At 60.0% G+C, this 16,219-nt stretch carries 15 protein-coding genes; 7 read left to right on the forward strand and 8 right to left on the reverse strand.

Features of this window, described 5'->3' with window-relative positions; genetic code table 11:
* Positions 1-39 precede the first annotated feature (39 nt).
* The 8 genes from CHH27_RS04940 to CHH27_RS04975 form a co-directional block, all read right to left on the reverse strand.
* Positions 40-1,167 (reverse strand): ABC transporter ATP-binding protein, encoded by a 1,128-nt coding sequence (locus CHH27_RS04940; protein WP_094074527.1) that lies wholly within the window; start codon positions 1,165-1,167, stop codon positions 40-42.
* A gap of 72 nt (positions 1,168-1,239) precedes the next feature.
* On the reverse strand, positions 1,240-2,451 hold the full coding sequence (locus CHH27_RS04945) for a sugar ABC transporter substrate-binding protein (RefSeq protein ID WP_094070597.1): 1,212 nt from the start codon (positions 2,449-2,451) through the stop codon (positions 1,240-1,242).
* A 34-nt stretch (positions 2,452-2,485) separates the two neighbouring features.
* The gene (locus tag CHH27_RS04950; protein WP_094070598.1) at positions 2,486-3,328 is read right to left on the reverse strand and encodes a carbohydrate ABC transporter permease; all 843 of its coding nucleotides are present in this window, start codon (positions 3,326-3,328) and stop codon (positions 2,486-2,488) included.
* Positions 3,318-4,214, reverse strand: coding sequence for a carbohydrate ABC transporter permease (locus CHH27_RS04955; protein WP_094070599.1), 897 nt, complete (start codon positions 4,212-4,214; stop codon positions 3,318-3,320). Before CHH27_RS04955 ends, CHH27_RS04950 begins: the two co-directional genes overlap by 11 nt.
* Before the next feature lie 8 nt (positions 4,215-4,222).
* On the reverse strand, positions 4,223-5,392 hold the full coding sequence (locus tag CHH27_RS04960) for a Gfo/Idh/MocA family protein (RefSeq protein WP_094070600.1): 1,170 nt from the start codon (positions 5,390-5,392) through the stop codon (positions 4,223-4,225).
* Positions 5,389-6,138 carry a copper homeostasis protein CutC gene (locus tag CHH27_RS04965; protein ID WP_094070601.1) on the reverse strand — a complete coding sequence of 250 codons (750 nt, stop codon included), beginning with the start codon at positions 6,136-6,138 and terminating at the stop codon, positions 5,389-5,391. The genes CHH27_RS04960 and CHH27_RS04965 overlap by 4 nt, the downstream gene beginning before the upstream one ends.
* Entirely contained in the window at positions 6,135-7,046 is a 912-nt protein-coding gene (locus CHH27_RS04970) for an ROK family protein (RefSeq protein ID WP_094070602.1), read from the reverse strand. The genes CHH27_RS04965 and CHH27_RS04970 overlap by 4 nt, the downstream gene beginning before the upstream one ends.
* 242 nt (positions 7,047-7,288) lie before the next feature.
* Positions 7,289-8,170, reverse strand: coding sequence for an N-acetylmuramic acid 6-phosphate etherase (locus CHH27_RS04975; protein ID WP_094070603.1), 882 nt, complete (start codon positions 8,168-8,170; stop codon positions 7,289-7,291).
* A 199-nt stretch (positions 8,171-8,369) separates the two neighbouring features.
* On the opposite strand from CHH27_RS04975, the gene CHH27_RS04980 reads away from it, so the two are divergent.
* The 7 genes from CHH27_RS04980 to CHH27_RS05010 all read left to right on the forward strand — a co-directional run bounded on the left by CHH27_RS04980 (position 8,370) and on the right by CHH27_RS05010 (position 15,961).
* Complete coding sequence (locus CHH27_RS04980; protein WP_094070604.1) at positions 8,370-9,131, forward strand: GntR family transcriptional regulator; 762 nt, start codon at positions 8,370-8,372, stop codon at positions 9,129-9,131.
* Positions 9,132-9,136: 5 nt separating this feature from the next.
* The gene (locus CHH27_RS04985) at positions 9,137-10,177 is read left to right on the forward strand and encodes an SIS domain-containing protein (protein WP_094070605.1); all 1,041 of its coding nucleotides are present in this window, start codon (positions 9,137-9,139) and stop codon (positions 10,175-10,177) included.
* Complete coding sequence (nagA, locus tag CHH27_RS04990; RefSeq protein ID WP_094070606.1) at positions 10,174-11,322, forward strand: N-acetylglucosamine-6-phosphate deacetylase; 1,149 nt, start codon at positions 10,174-10,176, stop codon at positions 11,320-11,322. Before CHH27_RS04985 ends, nagA begins: the two co-directional genes overlap by 4 nt.
* A 155-nt stretch (positions 11,323-11,477) precedes the next feature.
* The gene (locus tag CHH27_RS04995; protein WP_094070607.1) at positions 11,478-12,053 is read left to right on the forward strand and encodes a 2-oxoacid:acceptor oxidoreductase family protein; all 576 of its coding nucleotides are present in this window, start codon (positions 11,478-11,480) and stop codon (positions 12,051-12,053) included.
* Positions 12,046-13,311: a pyruvate ferredoxin oxidoreductase gene (gene porA, locus CHH27_RS05000; protein ID WP_094070608.1), complete on the forward strand. Its 1,266-nt coding sequence runs from the start codon at positions 12,046-12,048 to the stop codon at positions 13,309-13,311. The genes CHH27_RS04995 and porA overlap by 8 nt, the downstream gene beginning before the upstream one ends.
* Positions 13,308-14,327, forward strand: a complete 1,020-nt coding sequence (locus tag CHH27_RS05005) for a thiamine pyrophosphate-dependent enzyme (RefSeq protein WP_094070609.1) — start codon at positions 13,308-13,310, stop codon at positions 14,325-14,327. The genes porA and CHH27_RS05005 overlap by 4 nt, the downstream gene beginning before the upstream one ends.
* A complete protein-coding gene (locus tag CHH27_RS05010) occupies positions 14,324-15,961 on the forward strand; it encodes an NAD(P)-binding protein (protein ID WP_094070610.1) in 1,638 nt (545 codons plus the stop codon). Before CHH27_RS05005 ends, CHH27_RS05010 begins: the two co-directional genes overlap by 4 nt.
* Positions 15,962-16,219: the final 258 nt, after the last annotated feature.

Here is a 16,219-nt window from a genome sequence, read left to right on the forward strand (position 1 = left end):
CGTTTTCGATTGGTTCGCACCCCGAAGGGGGGCGTGTGGTCAAATGTGCATCTCGGCAGCGTCCAGCGCTTCAAGCGACAGTTGACGCTCGAACGCCTTGCTGTTCTCGTCGAAGAGATGACAGTCCGCTCCCTTCAGCCCCATGGCAACTGGCTTGCCGACCTTTGCCGGAGCGGAGCCCGGGAGAAGGCTGCAGAATGTTGCTGTGGCACCCTCGACCGTGCTGTAGGTAACGGTATGGATTCCAAGATGCTCCACGACGTTGGGCAGAACCTCGATGGTGGCGTCGGCCTTGCCGAGTGTCAGGTGCTCCGGGCGGATGCCAAGTGTCAGTTTTCGACCGGCAACGTCTTCGTCTGTCGAGACCTTGACCGTGAGTTCGGAGCCAGAGGGGAGTGACACCGTCACGCCATCTTCGCCGGTGCTTTTTCCGGTGACCTCAATGAAATTCATTTTCGGATTGCCGATAAAACCGGCGACGAAAAGGTTTTGCGGCTTGTGGTAGAGCTCAAGTGGTGACCCCACCTGCGAGATGACACCCTGATCAAGCACAACGATCCGGTCCGCCATGGTCATGGCTTCGACCTGGTCGTGCGTGACATAGATCATCGTTGCGTCGAGTTCCGTATGAAGCTTCGCCAGTTCGACGCGCATCTCGGCGCGGAGCGCTGCGTCCAGATTGGAGAGCGGCTCGTCAAACAGGAAGACAGACGGTTCGCGCACAATGGCCCGGCCGATGGCGACACGCTGCCGCTGGCCGCCGGACAGTTCGCCCGGCTTGTGGTGCAGGCGCTCGGTCAGCTGCAGAATGCCCGCTGCGGCCTGTACCTTTTCCTCGACCTTGTCCTTTGCCATGCGCTCGACGCGCAGCGGAAAGGCAATGTTCTCGTAAACAGACATATGCGGATAAAGCGCATAGGACTGGAACACCATGGCAATGCCGCGTTTGACAGGCGGCAGGTCATTGACGACGGTGTTTTCAATGGTGATATCGCCACCGGTGATTTCTTCAAGTCCGGCAATCATGCGCAGCAAGGTCGATTTTCCGCATCCGGACGGACCGACAAACACAATGAAATCGCCGTGATCAACATCGAGATTGACGCCCTTGATGACTTCCACATGGCCGTAGCTCTTGTGGACGTCGCGCAGCTGCAAGTCGCCCATGGTCATTCCTTTTAAAGATGAGTGGGCCGGGCCCCCAAAGGTGGGAAGGGGGCCCGGTCACTGCACAAGGTGTTACTTGAATTCCTCAAGCTGCTCTGCTGCGATTTCAACGGCTTCAGCCGCAGAAACCTCACCCAGAACTACACCCTGAACGGCTTCGTTGATCGTGTCCTGCAGACCGACATAGTCAGTGACGAACGGCTCCGGACCACCGGTCGGGATGGCGTCGAGGAAGGCTGCCCAGGTCGGGTCCTTCTCGACCAGCGCCTTGACTTCCGGCAGGTCGCGCAGCGGCGTGAAGCCTTCGGCCAGCTCGAATGCCATCTGGTTTTCCGGGTTGGTCAGCAGCTTGGCGAGGTCAAGCGCCTGCTCTTCGACACCGGAGCCCTTGAAGACGGCGAGGGAGTCGGTGATCAGCAGCGTGCCGGGACCGCCGCTCGGGCCGTGCGGCAGCGGTGCGACGCCCCAGTTCACGTCGGTAACGCGGGTACGCTCCCACGGACCGGAGATGAACATGCCGATCTTGCCTTCGGAGAACAGCGGACGCAGCTTGGCGCGGTCATAAGCGACCGGACCCGGCTGGGAAACGGTTGCCATCTTGCCGTAGAAGTCGAGCGCTTCGACATTGTTCGGCGAGTTGAAAACGATCTCGCCGTCCGCGTTAATCACTTCGCCACCATTGGTGTACACGTAGTTCATGAACTGGTGCATGGTGTTGTCGAAGGACGCAGCGGCCAGGCCAAAGCCGTCAGCTTCGGTCTTTTCCTTGATGGTCTTGGCCGCTTCATACATCTCGTCCCAGGTCTTGGGAGCAGTTTCCGGGTCAAGACCGGCTTCCTTGAACAGGTCCTTGTTCCAGTAGAGTGCCTTGGTGGAGAAAGCACGTGGCAGACCCCATTGCTGACCGTTGGCGGTGATCGTGCCGAGGATCGGTGCAGCGTAAGTGGCCTTCTCTTCCTCGGTCATGTTGACCGGGACGATCAGGTCGTTGGCCGCAAGCTGCTTCAGCGTGCGCGAGCCCATGTAGGAAACGGCAGGCGGATTGCCGGCAGAGGCCAGGGTCGTGGATTTCTCCTGGCACTGTCCCCAGGGAACAAACTCAACATCGACCTTGTAGCCCGGGTTCTTGGCTTCCCAGCCCTTGATCAGCTCGGCCTGGAGCGGAATGCCGGCACCGGTATTGTCGCCGCATACGATCATGTGAATGCTCTTGTCGTCAGCCTTGGCGGCAGTGACGAGGCCGAGGGCAAAAACACCACTCAGCAGCATGGATTTGAGAGTCATCTGAATTCCCTTTCCTGGTTGGTTTTTGTTGTTGTTATTCTTTGACAGCGCCAGCCGTCAGACCGGCGACGATGTAGCGTTGCAAGAACACATAGACGAACAGCACCGGCAGAATGCCGACGAGGCTGGCGGCCATGAGTTCGTTCCAGACGACCGACTGGCGTCCGAAGAACTGGAACAGGCCGACCGGCAGCGGGTTCAGCTCGTTCACGGAGTTGAAGGTCAGCGCATAGATGAACTGCTGCGCATAGGCGGTGATGAAGGCGGTGATCGTGACCACCACGATGCCTGGCAGGGCCACCGGAATGATCACGCGCCAGAGCGTGTAGATCTTGCCGGCCCCATCCACCCAGGCAGCTTCCTCAAGCTCCTTCGGGATGCGCACCAGGTAAGACCGCAGAAGCCAGATCCCGGTCGGGATCACGAAAGCGGTGCCGGGTGCGATCATGGCAAAATAGGTGTTCAGGAGGCCGTATTGCTGCATCAGCTTGAACAGCGGAATGATCAGGACGGCGCCGGAGAACATGTTGACCGCGATGAAGATGCCGAGCAGCGAGTTGCGTGCCGGGAACTCGAACCGGGCAAAGGCATAGGCTGCCGGAATGATGCAGATCAGCCCCAATACGGTGACAACCGTTGCAATGAAGAACGAGTTGAGCATGTACATCCACAGCAGCGGCACGTTCTCCCACATGGTGAAATAGGCATCGAAGCTCATTTCATCGGTGATGAACCGGTAGGGGATGGAGAACAGGCTGGTCAGCGGCCGCAGCGACACCACGAAAGCTTCTACAAAGGGCGCCAGCACAAAGGTGAGGAACACTGCCAGGCCGAAATAGATCAGCACATATTCGTACCAGCGATACTTATGCAGCATTGTTCGGGCTCCTCTTGGCAAGGCGCGACAGCAGCAGGAAATAGACCAGTGTGAACGACCCGAGGAACAAGACGATCATCACCGTCCGGGCCGCGCCTTCGCCGTATTTGAAGCGGCTGATGGCGGTCTTGTAGGTGTCGATGATCATCGTTGTCGTGGCGCCGCGCGGGCCGCCCTCCGTCAGGATCCAGATGATGTCGAAGGAGTTAAAGGTCGCGATTGCCGACAACAGCGCCATGGTCGCGATCGAGGGAATGATCAGCGGCAGCGTGATGCGGCGGAAGCGATAGAAGCGGGAGGCTCCGTCAACCCATGCGGCTTCATAAAGATCCTTCGGAATGGATTGCATGGACGCCAGCAGATAGAGCGTGACCATCGGGACGCCGATCCAGACATCCGTGACGATGGTCGCCATGAAGGCGGAGTTCTTGTAGGCGAGGAATTCAAACGGCGCGTCGAGAATACCGACCCGTTGCGCAATGCCCGAGATCATGCCGAACTGGCCGTTATACATCCAGCCCCAGATGAAGACGCCGATGGCGATCGGAATGACCCAGGGCGGCATGACGAGAACGCGGAACAGGGCGCGTCCCGGAACCATGGCGTTGAGCAACACCGCACCAAGCGTCCCGATCAGCATCTTGAGGGCCACTGACAGGCTCATCCAGTAGAAGGTGCGGGCAATCACTTCCGGGAAGCGGCGTGACATCAGCTTCTCGTAATTGTCCAGCCCGACATACTGGAAGTTCGGGCTCATGCTGGTGTTCGTGAAAGACAGGCGGAACGTCTCGTAGAGCGGGTAGGCGACAATCGCCAGCATCACCAGCGACGCCGGTACCAGCAGCAGATACGGGAAATAGTCCGTCTTTTTCTTGGTCTGTGCCATGCTCCCCCCTAAGCCAGGCCGTAGCTGTCGAATTGCTGCCAGGTCTCGGCAAGGTCGAGCACGGCCCGGGCCTTGCGCGCCTCATCCAGCTTGATTGCTGTCAGGCCCGCTTCCAGCGCATCCAGAACGCCAACCGGCAGGCTGCCGCCGTTTTCGAAATAGTGATTGAGATCCCGGGCCATGGCGTCGTCAGCGCCGTAGTGACCGTCCCGGCCAGCATCGACCAGCTGCGGCCGGTCGATCAGGCATGCCGATGTCAGCGCGTCGTGCACCCGGTAATAGTTGCGGATGAAGTCGCCCTCTGCCATGCCTTTTGTTCCCATGACGGCAAACCGCCGGAACTCGTCGGGCACGTAGAGATTGGTGTGAAAACACAGATTGGCGCCGTCTTCGTATTCGATCAGCGCGGTCTGGTAGTCGATGATGTCACCGTCGCTGTCGAAGTCGGCGTTGCCACCACCCCAGCGCGGTATGAACGGATCGACCCGGTCCTTGTAGACAGGGCCCGGGAAGCTGTGATCGGCTTCCGGCCGGTTTTCCGGCACAAAACTCTTGCGTCCCCCAAAACTGGAAACGTAGCGCGCCCGGCATCCCGTGATCCCCTGGTAGAGATCCAGGTCGTGGCAGCATTTTTCGAGCAGGAAACCACCTGAGTTCTTCTCGTAGCGGCGCCAGTCGCGCATGAAGAAAGAGCCGTGATAGGGGCCGATATGTTCTGCTGCTTCGATCGATACTACCTTGCCGAGCTGGCCGGTTTTCAGGCTTTTCTGCAGCTCCGTGTAAAGCGGTGAATAGCGCAGCACCAGGCCGACAATCACGCGCTTTTCGCCGTCATGGGCCTTCATCAGCGACAGCAGTTCGAAGGTTTCAGCTTCCGTGGTCACAACCGGCTTTTCGCAGAAGATGTATTTCACATCCGACTGCAAGGCGGTCCGGAGGTGATCAAGATGCATGAAATTGGGAGAGCCGATCATCAGGAGATCGAGCTTTTCCTTCTTCAGCATGCTTTCCAGATCATCATGAGCGGTCAGCGTGTTGCCGCTTCTGCGCTCCACATGTGACAGGCCAGCTGGGGTCGGGTCGACATAGGCGACCGGATCCAGCGCGTTCGAGACGTTCTGAAGGCAGCTGCTGACATTCGCGATCCGGGCACCGAGGCCGACATAGCCGGTTTTCATGCCGCGTCCTCCGCATGCAGGTCCATGGCATGTCGCAACGCCTGGACGAGACCGGCATCGGTATCTCTTGAGCCCGTCGCGGCTACGAACCCTAGCCGTGTTTCAGCGGTCGACGGCTGTGAAACATCGCCTTTGGGTTTGGAGCAGGACGCGTGCAGTTCCGAAACGCCAGCATGTCTCAAAATGCGCGCTGCATTGGCGGCGTTGACACCGGAGCCTGCCATGATGGAGAGGCGTCCAGCAGCAATACGGGCGGCCTGATGCAAGCGGTCCATTCCCAATTCGGCCTTGTCGGCCTGGCCGGAGGTCAGGATACGTTCGAAGCCGAGCGCGATGGCGTCCTCGATAGCCTGGCCATAGTCCTGAACCGTATCGATGGCCCGGTGCAGCGTGGCGGGGAGTCGAGTGCTCTTGAGCGCGACACTGAGAAAGTTTCGGTCCAGCGCATGATGTTCGTCGACGGCACCAAGCACGATCCCCGCAAGGCCGGCGTGTTCCGTAGCCTCAATGTCTCGCAGCATCGCCGCCTTCTCCAGATCCGAATAGGCGAAGCCGCCCCGACGCGGACGGATCATGACGTAAACAGGCACCGGCAGTTTTGCCGCAGCCGTCATGACACCCAAGGACGGCGTCAATCCGCCTTCGGACAGAGCGGAGCATAGCTCGATCCGATCGGCTCCGTTTTCAGCGGCGACCCAGGCGCCTTCCAATGTGTCGACGCAAACCTCCAGCGGTATGTGGGTCATGTCCGTGCCTCGCTGAACGCTGTACGGGCGACGATGCCGGCTCCGTGCAGGCCGCCGTTTTCGGCAAACTGGCCCTTGAACACCAGCGGGTCGGCATAGTGAGCAAGCACAAGTGTACGGGTCTTGCGATCGATCAGCGAAAGCAGGGCCTCATCGCCCGACAATCCTCCGCTCACCGGAATGACATCCGGCCCGAGCGTGTTGACAAGGACGGAAAGAGCGCGGGACAGAAGAGTGGCATAGGCCTCGATGGTGTGCGTTGCCTCCACATCGCCCCGATGCCAGGCAGACGTGATGTCCTTGCTGGACAGCGACTTCCCGTGCAGCGTCAGATGGATCTTTTCCATGCCACGCGCAGAGCAGACTGCGTCGATGCAACCGGTCTGGCCGCAACCGCAAGGGTAGTGTTCAAGACCCTTGAGCTGTCCGCCGGCGGTCGGGTCGACAACCGGGCCATGGCCCCATTCGCCGGCGATGCCGCCAACACCCTTGACCAGATGTCCGTTCACCACGAGGCCGCCACCGACACCGGTCCCCAGAATGATACCGAAGACGACAGGTTTGCCACGACCGGAGCCGTCTATGGCTTCGGCAAGCGCGAAGGCATTGGCATCGTTTGTAATCAGAACCGGGCGCTTTAGCGCGGCCTCAAGATCCGTCTTGACGGACCGTTTGTGCAGGCAGGGAATGTTGGCAACATCGGCAAAGCCGGTCCGGTCGTCGAAAGCGCCGGCCAGGGAAATCGAGATCGGGCCCCGATCTGTACCGGTGCAGCTGTCGATGGCGTCAACAAAGGCCTGCCAGTCATTCCCGGGGGTCGGGACACGGCCGCTTTCGGCGACGGAGCCGTCGTCCTGCAGGGTCCCGTGACGGATAAAGGAGCCGCCAATGTCAAAACAGGTGGTCATTGCCTGCCGAATTGCCTCTGGGTTACATTTGTTTGCATCCACTTATAATACCAATATGCAACCAATTGAGCGTCTAGTAAACCACAAAAAGCCATTGGCATGACTTTTTTAACGAATTGGCTCTGGGCTCTGAGGGGAGGGGTCTATTGTCAAAAACACGTAAGAGTGCAGCAGGCGTCACGGGGGGGTGACGTCTGGCGCGGCATCCGGGCAATGCGTTTGGCTGTTGGGTGAGCTGAGGCCTAAAGAAAGGGGCGCAGATTGCCGCTGTGCTCTTCCAGGATCTGCTCCGCACGTGTTGCGTCGATGTTCTGGAGAATCATCAGGGCCGCCGTTTTGACCCGTCCGCCAGCCTGTTCCAGGCTGTTCTCGGCCACCTCGGCAGAACAGTTCGTGAGGTCCTGCAGGATCCGATGCGCGCGCGCTTTCAATTTTTCATTGTCGGCAACGAGGTTGACCATATGACCGCGCACGGCGTGACCAAGGCGCAGGGCCACCAGCGTTGAAATCATGTTGAGCGCGGCCTTTTGCGCGCTGGCGGCGCCCAGCCTCGTGGAGCCGGCGATTATTTCGGCCGGTGTGTTGAGTAATATCGGGTAATCGGAAAGTTCCAGCAGTGGTGTGTTCGGATTGTTGGCAAGGCCGATCGTCTCTGTTCCGGCAGCTTTTGCGGCCTGGAATGTGCCGAGAGTGTAGTGGGTTGAGCCGCTGGCCGAGACGCCGATCAAAATGTCGCCTTTGCCAAGTCCGGACGTCTGGAAATCGTGATGTCCTGCAGCTTCATTGTCTTCATGTGTCCCGGCAAGATGCAGCAGGTTCTCTGCGCCTCCGGCATAAAGCATGCGCATGCGTTCCGGCGGAAAACCGAACGTACCCGGCAGTTCCAGGCAGTCGGATAGCGCAGTGAGGCCGGCGCTGCCTGCGCCCGAATACCCGATCTTGGAATCGGCCTGCGTTGCGCGTTTCAGGGCGTCTGCGGCGCGACTGATTTGCGGAATGGCCTGTTCGACCGCGTCCAGCGCCTGTTTCTGCCGAAGCAGAAGCAAGGCCAGAACGTCATCGTCTGACTTGGTGGAGAGGCCAATGGAGAGTGGGTCCCGGTCTTCGGTCGTCGGCAAATTCATGGTTTCTGAAAACTGGCTGCGGTCAGTGTCATATCGCGAAATATGCCTACAAAGGCAAGGGGAACTCGCGACGGACCAGTTGGCGTCTGGAAGGGGTTAAGGGGAGTTCGGTGACTTTTATCACTTGATTTTCGGTTTCGATAGAGTTTAAATTGGTATCTGAAAGGTATTATTTTCATCACCTGAGGCGCCTCGTTTCATGACCGAGTTTATCACGATGCTGGAAAATGGCGACTGGCTGGCAAACTCCAGCGGTCCCCGGTATCTGCAGTTGCGGCGGCGCATTCAGCAGGCGATTGACGAAGGCGTTCTGAAAGAGAATGAACCCTTGCCGTCTGAGCGGGAAATTGCCTCGATCACCGACCTGTCCCGGGTCACCGTCCGAAAGGCAGTGGCAGGACTGGTGGAAGATCAGATCGTTGTGCAGAAACGCGGCAGCGGATCATTCGTCGCGCCCAAGGTTCACAAGGTCGAACAGCGCCTGTCCAGTCTGACCTCCTTCAGCGAGGACATGGCACGTCGCGGCTTGTCTGCAAGCAGCGAGTGGCTGCGGCGCGGACTGTTTCCGGCATCTCCCGAAGAAATGTTCACGCTTGGACTGACTTCCGGGCAGCGCGTTGCGCGGGTGGAGCGGCTGCGCAAGGCCGACGGCACGCCCATGGCGATCGAGCGGGCCTCCCTGTCTGAAAACATTCTGCCCAATCCGGAAAAGGTGACCAGCTCGCTTTATGCGATCCTGCGTGGAGCAGGGTTGCAGCCGGTTCGGGCGATCCAGCGGATATCCGCCCGCAATCTTGAGCCGATCGATGCCGATATCCTTGGCGTCCCGGCGGGTTCCGCCGGGCTGAAGATCGAGCGCGTCTCCTATCTTGCCAACGGCAATGTCGTTGAATTCACCCGATCCGTTTACCGCGGCGATGCCTATGACTTCATTGCCGAACTTCAAATTTCGGAAGACTAGATCTTATGAACGAAGCCTTGAACCTCGACGCCCCGACGCATATGCGGCGGGAAATTGAAGAGATCCCCGACGCTGCCCGCCGTCTTCTTGCGGACGGTGCTCCAGAAATTCGCGAGATTGCAGCCAGGGCCGGAGCGCCAGTGTTTCTGGCAAGCGTGGCGCGCGGGTCGTCTGATCACGCGGCAACCTTCCTGAAATACGCTGCCGAGATCTATCTTGGCCTGGCAATGGCCTCGCTTGGCCCGTCCGTGTCTTCCATCTATAGCGGGCGCGTGAAACTCAACCAGGCACTTGTGATTGCCATTTCGCAGTCCGGTGCAAGTCCGGACATCCTGTCGGTTGTTGAAAGCGCCGACAAGCAAGGGGCCTTCACGGTCGGTCTGACCAATACAGCCGACAGCGCGCTTGCCCGTTTGTCCAAGGCGACGGTCGATATCGGCGCCGGTCCTGAGCGCAGCGTCGCCGCAACCAAGACCTTTGTGAACTCCGTCCTTGCGGGACTGTTGCTGCTGGCTGAAATCGGCGACGACAAGACTTTGCTCAAGGCGCTGGCAGATCTTCCCGGGCAGTTCGAAAAGGCCATCGACATGGATTGGCAGGCCCTGGCCGAGCCGATTGAGAAACGCGGATCGCTCTATGTAATCGGTCGTGGTCCCGGTCTCGCCATTGCCCATGAAGCCGCCCTGAAGTTCAAGGAAACGTGCCAGATTCACGCCGAGGCCTATTCGTCTGCGGAAGTGATGCACGGGCCAGTTTCCATCGTCGAAAACGGCTACCCCATCCTGGCCCTTGGCGTCCGCGACGCGGCGGAAGAAGGGCTTGCCCAGGCTGCTGACCGCATGGTTGATCAGGGCGGCAGCGTTTTTGCCACCAGCGACAAGGTGCAGCGCGCACACAAGCTGCAATTTGTTTCGGCAGACCACCCGCTGACCGATGCGCTTGTGCAAATCGTGTCGTTCTACGCCTTCATCGAGTGGTTCGCCCGTCATCGGGGCTTCAATCCCGATGTTCCCAAACATCTGAAAAAGGTGACGCAGACGGTATGACCGCCGCAACCGCCTATCTTTGCAGCCGGATCTTTGACGGCCGGACGCTTCACGAGAAGGCTGCGCTCGTTGTCGCCGGCGGCGTGGTTTCCGATCTGGTTTCCATCGACCAGCTCGACGAAAACCAGCGTCAGGTTGATCTCGGCAGCGGGATCCTGGCGCCGGGTCTGATCGATCTGCAGGTGAATGGCGGCGGTGGATTGATGCTCGGCGATGCGGAGAGTGTCGAAGACATGGCGCGCATTTGCCATGCCCACCTGCGGCTCGGCACAACAGCCCTGACGCCAACCCTGATCACCGACACGCCTGAAACGACGCGCAAGGTGGTCAAGCTCGGCATCGAGGCTTGGGCGCACGGCGTGCGCGGATTCCAGGGGCTTCATCTTGAAGGACCGCATCTTTTCAAGGGGCGCAAGGGCGCACATGACCCGGATCTGATCCGGCCCATGACAGAAGACGACATCGAACTCTACCTGTTCGCCGCAAGACAGCTGCCCAGTTTGATTTTGACAATCGCACCGGAGACTGTCACCCCGGACCAGGTTCAAAGGCTTGCGGAAGCGGGCATCCATGTCAGCCTCGGCCATAGCGGCGCCTCCTACCAGGAATGCAAGGCGGCGGCAGAGGCGGGGGCGTCCTGCGTCACCCACCTCTTTAATGCCATGAGCCCGTTGCAGCACCGGGAACCGGGACTGGTGGGCGCGGCCCTCGATCTTGGAAGCCTGAGCGCAGGACTGATTGCCGACGGCGTTCATGTCGATCCGGTCGCGATCAAGGTTGCATTGAAGGCAAAGAACGGCCCTGGTCGTATCTTTCTGGTGACCGATGCCATGTCACAGACCGGCACCGATGTGACCTCCTTTCACCTCGGCGGACGCGAGATTTTCCGTCGGGATGGCACGCTGACCCTTGCGGATGGCACACTGGCTGGCGCGGACATCGATCTGCCCGCTTCCTTAAGATACCTGACCGGGACGCTGAACATGCCGGTGGATGCCGCGCTTGCAATGGCGACTGCCGACCCCGCCGACTTCCTTGGCCGGCCGCTGGGACACCTGCAACAAGGGCGTGCTGCGGATCTGGTGCATCTTGACGAGGACTTCGGCGTTGCCGGTGTCTGGATCAACGGCCAGCCTCTCTCCTGACACTTCCGCTTGCGTTTCACATCTAGCCCTTAAGCGCTGAACTCCGCGCTCTTAAAGCTGATTGAGACAGGTCAATGTTGGTCTGAGCGGGTCTTTGTACGCTCCCTCAATGTCCGGTTGCGACAAGCGCCGGATGCTTGAACGGGGGAGAGGACGTGTTCCAGGTACGATTTCACGGCCGGGGCGGTCAAGGCGTGGTCACCGCCGCCGAACTGTTGTCGATCGCGGCCTTCAAGGAAGGCAAGCACGCGCAGGCTTTTCCAAGTTTCGGGTCTGAGCGCATGGGTGCTCCGGTGGTCTCCTATTGTCGGATCGCCGATACCGAGATCCGCTCCCGCGAACCGGTCGAACACCCCGATGCCCTGGTGATCCAGGACCCGACCCTGATCCATTCCGTTGATCTGTTTTCCGGTCTCGACCAGACCGGATACGTCTTGATCAATTCCCGCCGCAGCTTCGAAGAGTTGGGGATTGCCGACTATGCCGCCGGCTTTCCGGAGAACCACTTCCGGGATGTCGGCGCCAGCGAAATCGCCCGCAGGCATATCGGCAGGCCGTTGCCCAATGCCGCCTTGCTCGGCAGCCTGGCCGCCATGTGCGGGAAGGTCTCACTCAAGGCGGTCGAAGAGGCGATTGCCGAAAAATTCCCTGGGCAGGTCGGAGCGGCAAACGCGGCCGCTGCGCGTGAAGCCTTTGACATTGCTGCCCGGACGGAGAAAGCCCATGCTTAAACAGATTGAAGGCTCCGCCGCGGTCGCGGAGGCGGTCGCCCTTTGCCGCCCCGAAGTCGTCTGCGCCTATCCGATTACACCGCAGACCCACATTGTGGAAGGCGTCGGAGCGCTGGTGAAGTCGGGCGCTCTCGAGAACTGCGAATATATCAACGTTGAATCCGAATTTGCGGCCCTGTCCGTCGCCATTGGCGCTTCGGCGGCGGGCGCGCGCGCCTACACCGCAACCGCCAGCCAGGGGCTCCTGTTCATGGCGGAGGCGGTTTACAATGCTTCCGGTCTCGGTTTGCCGATCGTCATGACCCTTGGCAATCGGGCCATCGGTGCGCCGATCAACATCTGGAACGATCACACCGACGCCATGTCGATGAAAGATGCCGGTTGGATTCAGCTGTTTGCCGAAACCAATCAGGAGGCCCTCGATCTTCACATCCAGGCCTTTCGTCTGGCCGAAGAACTGAGTTGTCCGGTCATGGTCTGCATGGACGGATTCATTCTGACCCATGCCTATGAACGTCTCGACATCCCCACCCAGGAAGAAGTCGACGCCTTCCTGCCACCGTATGAGCCCGTGCAGGTGCTGGACCCTGCAGATCCTTACTCCATCGGCGCCATGGTCGGCCCGGATGCATTTACCGAAGTGCGCTATCTGGCGCATCACAAGCAGCTCCAGGCCCTTGAGCTGATCCCCGAAATTGGCACGATCTTCAAGAAGGTGTTCGGGCGAGACTCTGGCGGGCTGGTGCATTCCTACAAGGCAGAGGACGCCGACACCGTGTTCGTGGCCCTCGGCTCCGTCAATGGCACGATCAAGGACGTTGTCGATCAGGAGCGCGCAGAGGGGCGATCCGTCGGGTCCGTCAGCATCTGTTCGTTCCGCCCGTTTCCGCTGGACCAGTTGAAAGCCGCTCTAACGAACGCCAAGCGGGTCGTCGTGGTGGAAAAGAGCCTGGCGCCCGGCCTCGGCGGCGTTCTGGCCTCCAATGTGCGCATGGCGCTCCGCGAAACGACGCAGCCGGTACACACCGTGATTGCCGGGCTTGGCGGACGCCCGATCACAATGAAAGGCATTTCCGGCATCGCCAATGCGGCCCGGGCCGGTGACCTTGCCGATGTCACCTTCCTTGGCATGAACCAGGCCGTGGTTGATCGAGAGATCGCGCGCACAGCCGAGATGCGTCACGCCGGTCCGGCGGCCGAGAGCATCCTGAAGGCCATCCAGAACCGTCCTGCGGCAGAGCGGAGCAAAGCATCATGAGCGAGGAAACGGCCCTGCAACGGGTGAAGTTCTACCAGACCGGAACCCACACGGTTGGCAACAGGCTGATGGATGCGGAAGCGCGCAGCGTGCAATCCTCCGTTGATCGCTCCAACGCGATCACATCCGGTCACCGGGCCTGCCGGGGGTGCGGCGAGGCGCTTGGCGCGCGCTTTGCCCTCGACGCTGCAATGCGCGCCTCCGGCGGCAACATGGCGGCGGTGAATGCCACCGGCTGTCTGGAAGTCTTCACAACGCCATACCCGGAAACGTCGTGGCAGATCCCGTGGGTCCATTCCCTTTTCGGCAATGCGCCTGCGGTTGCAACGGGGGTCGCTGCGGCCATGAGACGGCGCGGCAAGGGGAAAACCCGGGTCGTCGCCCAGGGCGGCGACGGAGGCACGACGGATATCGGTTTCGGGTGTCTTTCCGGCATGTTCGAACGCAACGACGATGTGCTTTACATCTGTTACGACAACCAGGCCTATATGAACACGGGCGTGCAGCGCTCGTCGGCAACGCCGCCCGCCGCGCGCACGGCGACCACGCCGGCCGTGGGCGATGCGCCGGGCAATGTCTTCGGCACCGGTAAGAACATGCCTCTGATCGCCATGGCCCATAACATTCCCTATGTCGCAACCGCCTCGGTCGCCGATCTGCATGATCTGGAGGCCAAGGTGACCCATGCCATGGGCATGAGCGGATCGCGTTACATCCACGTGCTGGTGACCTGTCCGCTCGGCTGGGGCTCGGCCACCGAGCATACGATCCTGCTGGCGCGCCTGGCTGTCGAAAGCGGACTTTTCCCGCTGTTTGAAGCCGAACATGGCGAAGTGGTGCGCAGTCAGAAGATCCGGCGAAAGGTGCCGGTTGAGGACTATCTGAAACTCCAGAAGCGCTTTGCCCATCTTTTCCGGAAGGGCCACGAGGACCGGGATCGCATCGCTGCCATTCAGCGCATGGCAGATGCAAATGTCGAGCGCTTCAATCTTCTCGGAGAAAGGACGGCGCCATGACCCACGAGCTGCCATTTGCAATCACGCTTGATCCGAGCACCAGCCTTGCCAATAAGACCGGATCCTGGCGTACCGAACGGCCCGTCTATCTGGATCGCCTGCCACCGTGCAACAATGCCTGTCCGGCCGGTGAAAACATTCAGAAATGGCTGTTTCACGCCGAGGAGGGCGATTATGAGCGGGCGTTCCAGGCGTTGATGGAAGACAACCCCATGCCCGGCGTCATGGGGCGTGTGTGTTATCACCCGTGCGAAAATGCCTGCAATCGCGGCCAGATGGACGAGCCCGTCGCGATCCATGCCATCGAACGGTTTCTGGGCCGGATCGCGTTTGAAAAGGGTTGGAAACCGAACATCCCGTCAGAGCCGAGCGGAAAGCATGTTCTTGTGGTCGGCGCGGGGCCGAGCGGGTTGAGTGCCGCCTATCACCTGCGCCGGTTCGGGCACGCAGTCACGATCCGTGAAGCTGGGCCGATGGCGGGCGGCATGATGCGTTTCGGAATTCCGAAATACCGGTTGCCACGGGACGTCCTGGACTATGAGATCCAGCGCATCCTGGACACGGGTGTGACCCTGGAGCTCAACACCAAGGTTGACGATATTGACGCTGCCTTCACGAAGGAAGGCTTCGACGCGGTATTTGTTGCGGTCGGGGCGCATCTTGCCAAACGGATCGACATTCCGGCCCATGCGGCGAGCAAGATCCTCGATGCCGTCAGCGTCCTGAAGGACATGGAGACCGGTGCGGAGCCGCCCAAACTCGGCCGCCGGGTGATCGTCTATGGCGGCGGTAACACGGCGATGGACGTTGCCCGAACCGCCAAGCGCCTCGGTGTCGATGAGGCCATGATTGTCTATCGCCGGTCGCGCAAGGAAATGCCGGCGCATGATTTCGAGGCAAGTGAAGCCGAGGACGAGGGCGTCCTGATGCATTGGCTGCGCACCATCAAGGAGATTGACGGGTCGAGCGTGACAGTCGAGAAGATGGAAATTGACGATAGCGGCCGACCGCAGCCGACGGGAGAGTTCGAGACGATTGAGGCCGACACGCTGATTCTGGCGCTTGGCCAGAACGTCGACACCAGTTTCCTGGAACGGGTCGAGGGAGTCGAGATTGCGCGCGACGGTGTGGTCACGGTCAGTGATCAGATGATGACGGGCCGGGCAGGGCTGTTTGCCGGCGGCGACATGGTGCCGGCGGAGCGCACGGTCACGGTCGGCATCGGGCACGGCAAGAAGGCGGCGCGCAACATCGACGCCTGGCTGCGCGGGGAAACCTACGCCAAAGCGGACAAGCCGGAACTGGCCACCTTTGAAAACATCAATCCCTGGTATTACGACGACGCGCCGCAGAGCAAACAGGACCAGCTGGATCCTGTCCGACGGCAGACCGGTTTTGAGGAAGTGCTCAAGGGCCTGACGGAAGACAATGCGCTTTACGAGGCGCGCCGCTGTCTTTCCTGTGGCAACTGCTTTGAATGCGACAATTGTTACGGCATCTGTCCGGACAACGCCGTGATCAAGCTCGGCCCCGGAAATCGTTTCGAGTTCAACTACGACTACTGCAAGGGCTGCGGTCTCTGCGCCTTCGAATGTCCTTGCGGAGCAATCAAGATGGAACGGGAAGGGGTCTGATACCCGGTAGGCGCAAATGACAGCGGACCGCTGAGCGCTACTTTCTGGATTTTCAGGAAGGAGGTGGTGATGGCTCCCCAGGCCGGACGGTCTGGCGACTTCATCAATCAGTATCATAAGCCGGAAAAATCAACAAGATCAATAGGATATGGGCGTAGCTCAAGGTGGCGTGCTTGGTTGCTGTGTACCTCAATATGTATCAAACGTGTACCTTGTAAACAAGGCGCTTAGTCACAAAGACAACGGGACTTGTTGCGT

The organism is Labrenzia sp. VG12 (assembly GCF_002237595.1).
In the GTDB taxonomy this organism is placed as follows: Bacteria; Pseudomonadota; Alphaproteobacteria; order Rhizobiales; family Stappiaceae; genus Roseibium.

Excerpts from the sequence above, each read along its gene's own strand:
- CHH27_RS05010 (WP_094070610.1), top strand. The coding sequence starts at position 14,324 with ATGACCCACGAGCTGCCATTTGCAATCACGCTTGATCCGAGCACCAGC.
- porA (WP_094070608.1), top strand. The coding sequence starts at position 12,046 with ATGCTTAAACAGATTGAAGGCTCCGCCGCGGTCGCGGAGGCGGTCGCC.
- CHH27_RS04950 (WP_094070598.1), bottom strand. The coding sequence starts at position 3,328 with ATGCTGCATAAGTATCGCTGGTACGAATATGTGCTGATCTATTTCGGC.
- CHH27_RS04985 (WP_094070605.1), top strand. The coding sequence starts at position 9,137 with ATGAACGAAGCCTTGAACCTCGACGCCCCGACGCATATGCGGCGGGAA.
- CHH27_RS04970 (WP_094070602.1), bottom strand. The coding sequence starts at position 7,046 with ATGACCACCTGTTTTGACATTGGCGGCTCCTTTATCCGTCACGGGACC.
- CHH27_RS04940 (WP_094074527.1), bottom strand. The coding sequence starts at position 1,167 with ATGGGCGACTTGCAGCTGCGCGACGTCCACAAGAGCTACGGCCATGTG.
- CHH27_RS04945 (WP_094070597.1), bottom strand. The coding sequence starts at position 2,451 with ATGACTCTCAAATCCATGCTGCTGAGTGGTGTTTTTGCCCTCGGCCTC.
- CHH27_RS04965 (WP_094070601.1), bottom strand. The coding sequence starts at position 6,138 with ATGACCCACATACCGCTGGAGGTTTGCGTCGACACATTGGAAGGCGCC.
- CHH27_RS05005 (WP_094070609.1), top strand. The coding sequence starts at position 13,308 with ATGAGCGAGGAAACGGCCCTGCAACGGGTGAAGTTCTACCAGACCGGA.
- CHH27_RS04955 (WP_094070599.1), bottom strand. The coding sequence starts at position 4,214 with ATGGCACAGACCAAGAAAAAGACGGACTATTTCCCGTATCTGCTGCTG.
- CHH27_RS04975 (WP_094070603.1), bottom strand. The coding sequence starts at position 8,170 with ATGAATTTGCCGACGACCGAAGACCGGGACCCACTCTCCATTGGCCTC.
- CHH27_RS04980 (WP_094070604.1), top strand. The coding sequence starts at position 8,370 with ATGACCGAGTTTATCACGATGCTGGAAAATGGCGACTGGCTGGCAAAC.
- nagA (WP_094070606.1), top strand. The coding sequence starts at position 10,174 with ATGACCGCCGCAACCGCCTATCTTTGCAGCCGGATCTTTGACGGCCGG.
- CHH27_RS04960 (WP_094070600.1), bottom strand. The coding sequence starts at position 5,392 with ATGAAAACCGGCTATGTCGGCCTCGGTGCCCGGATCGCGAATGTCAGC.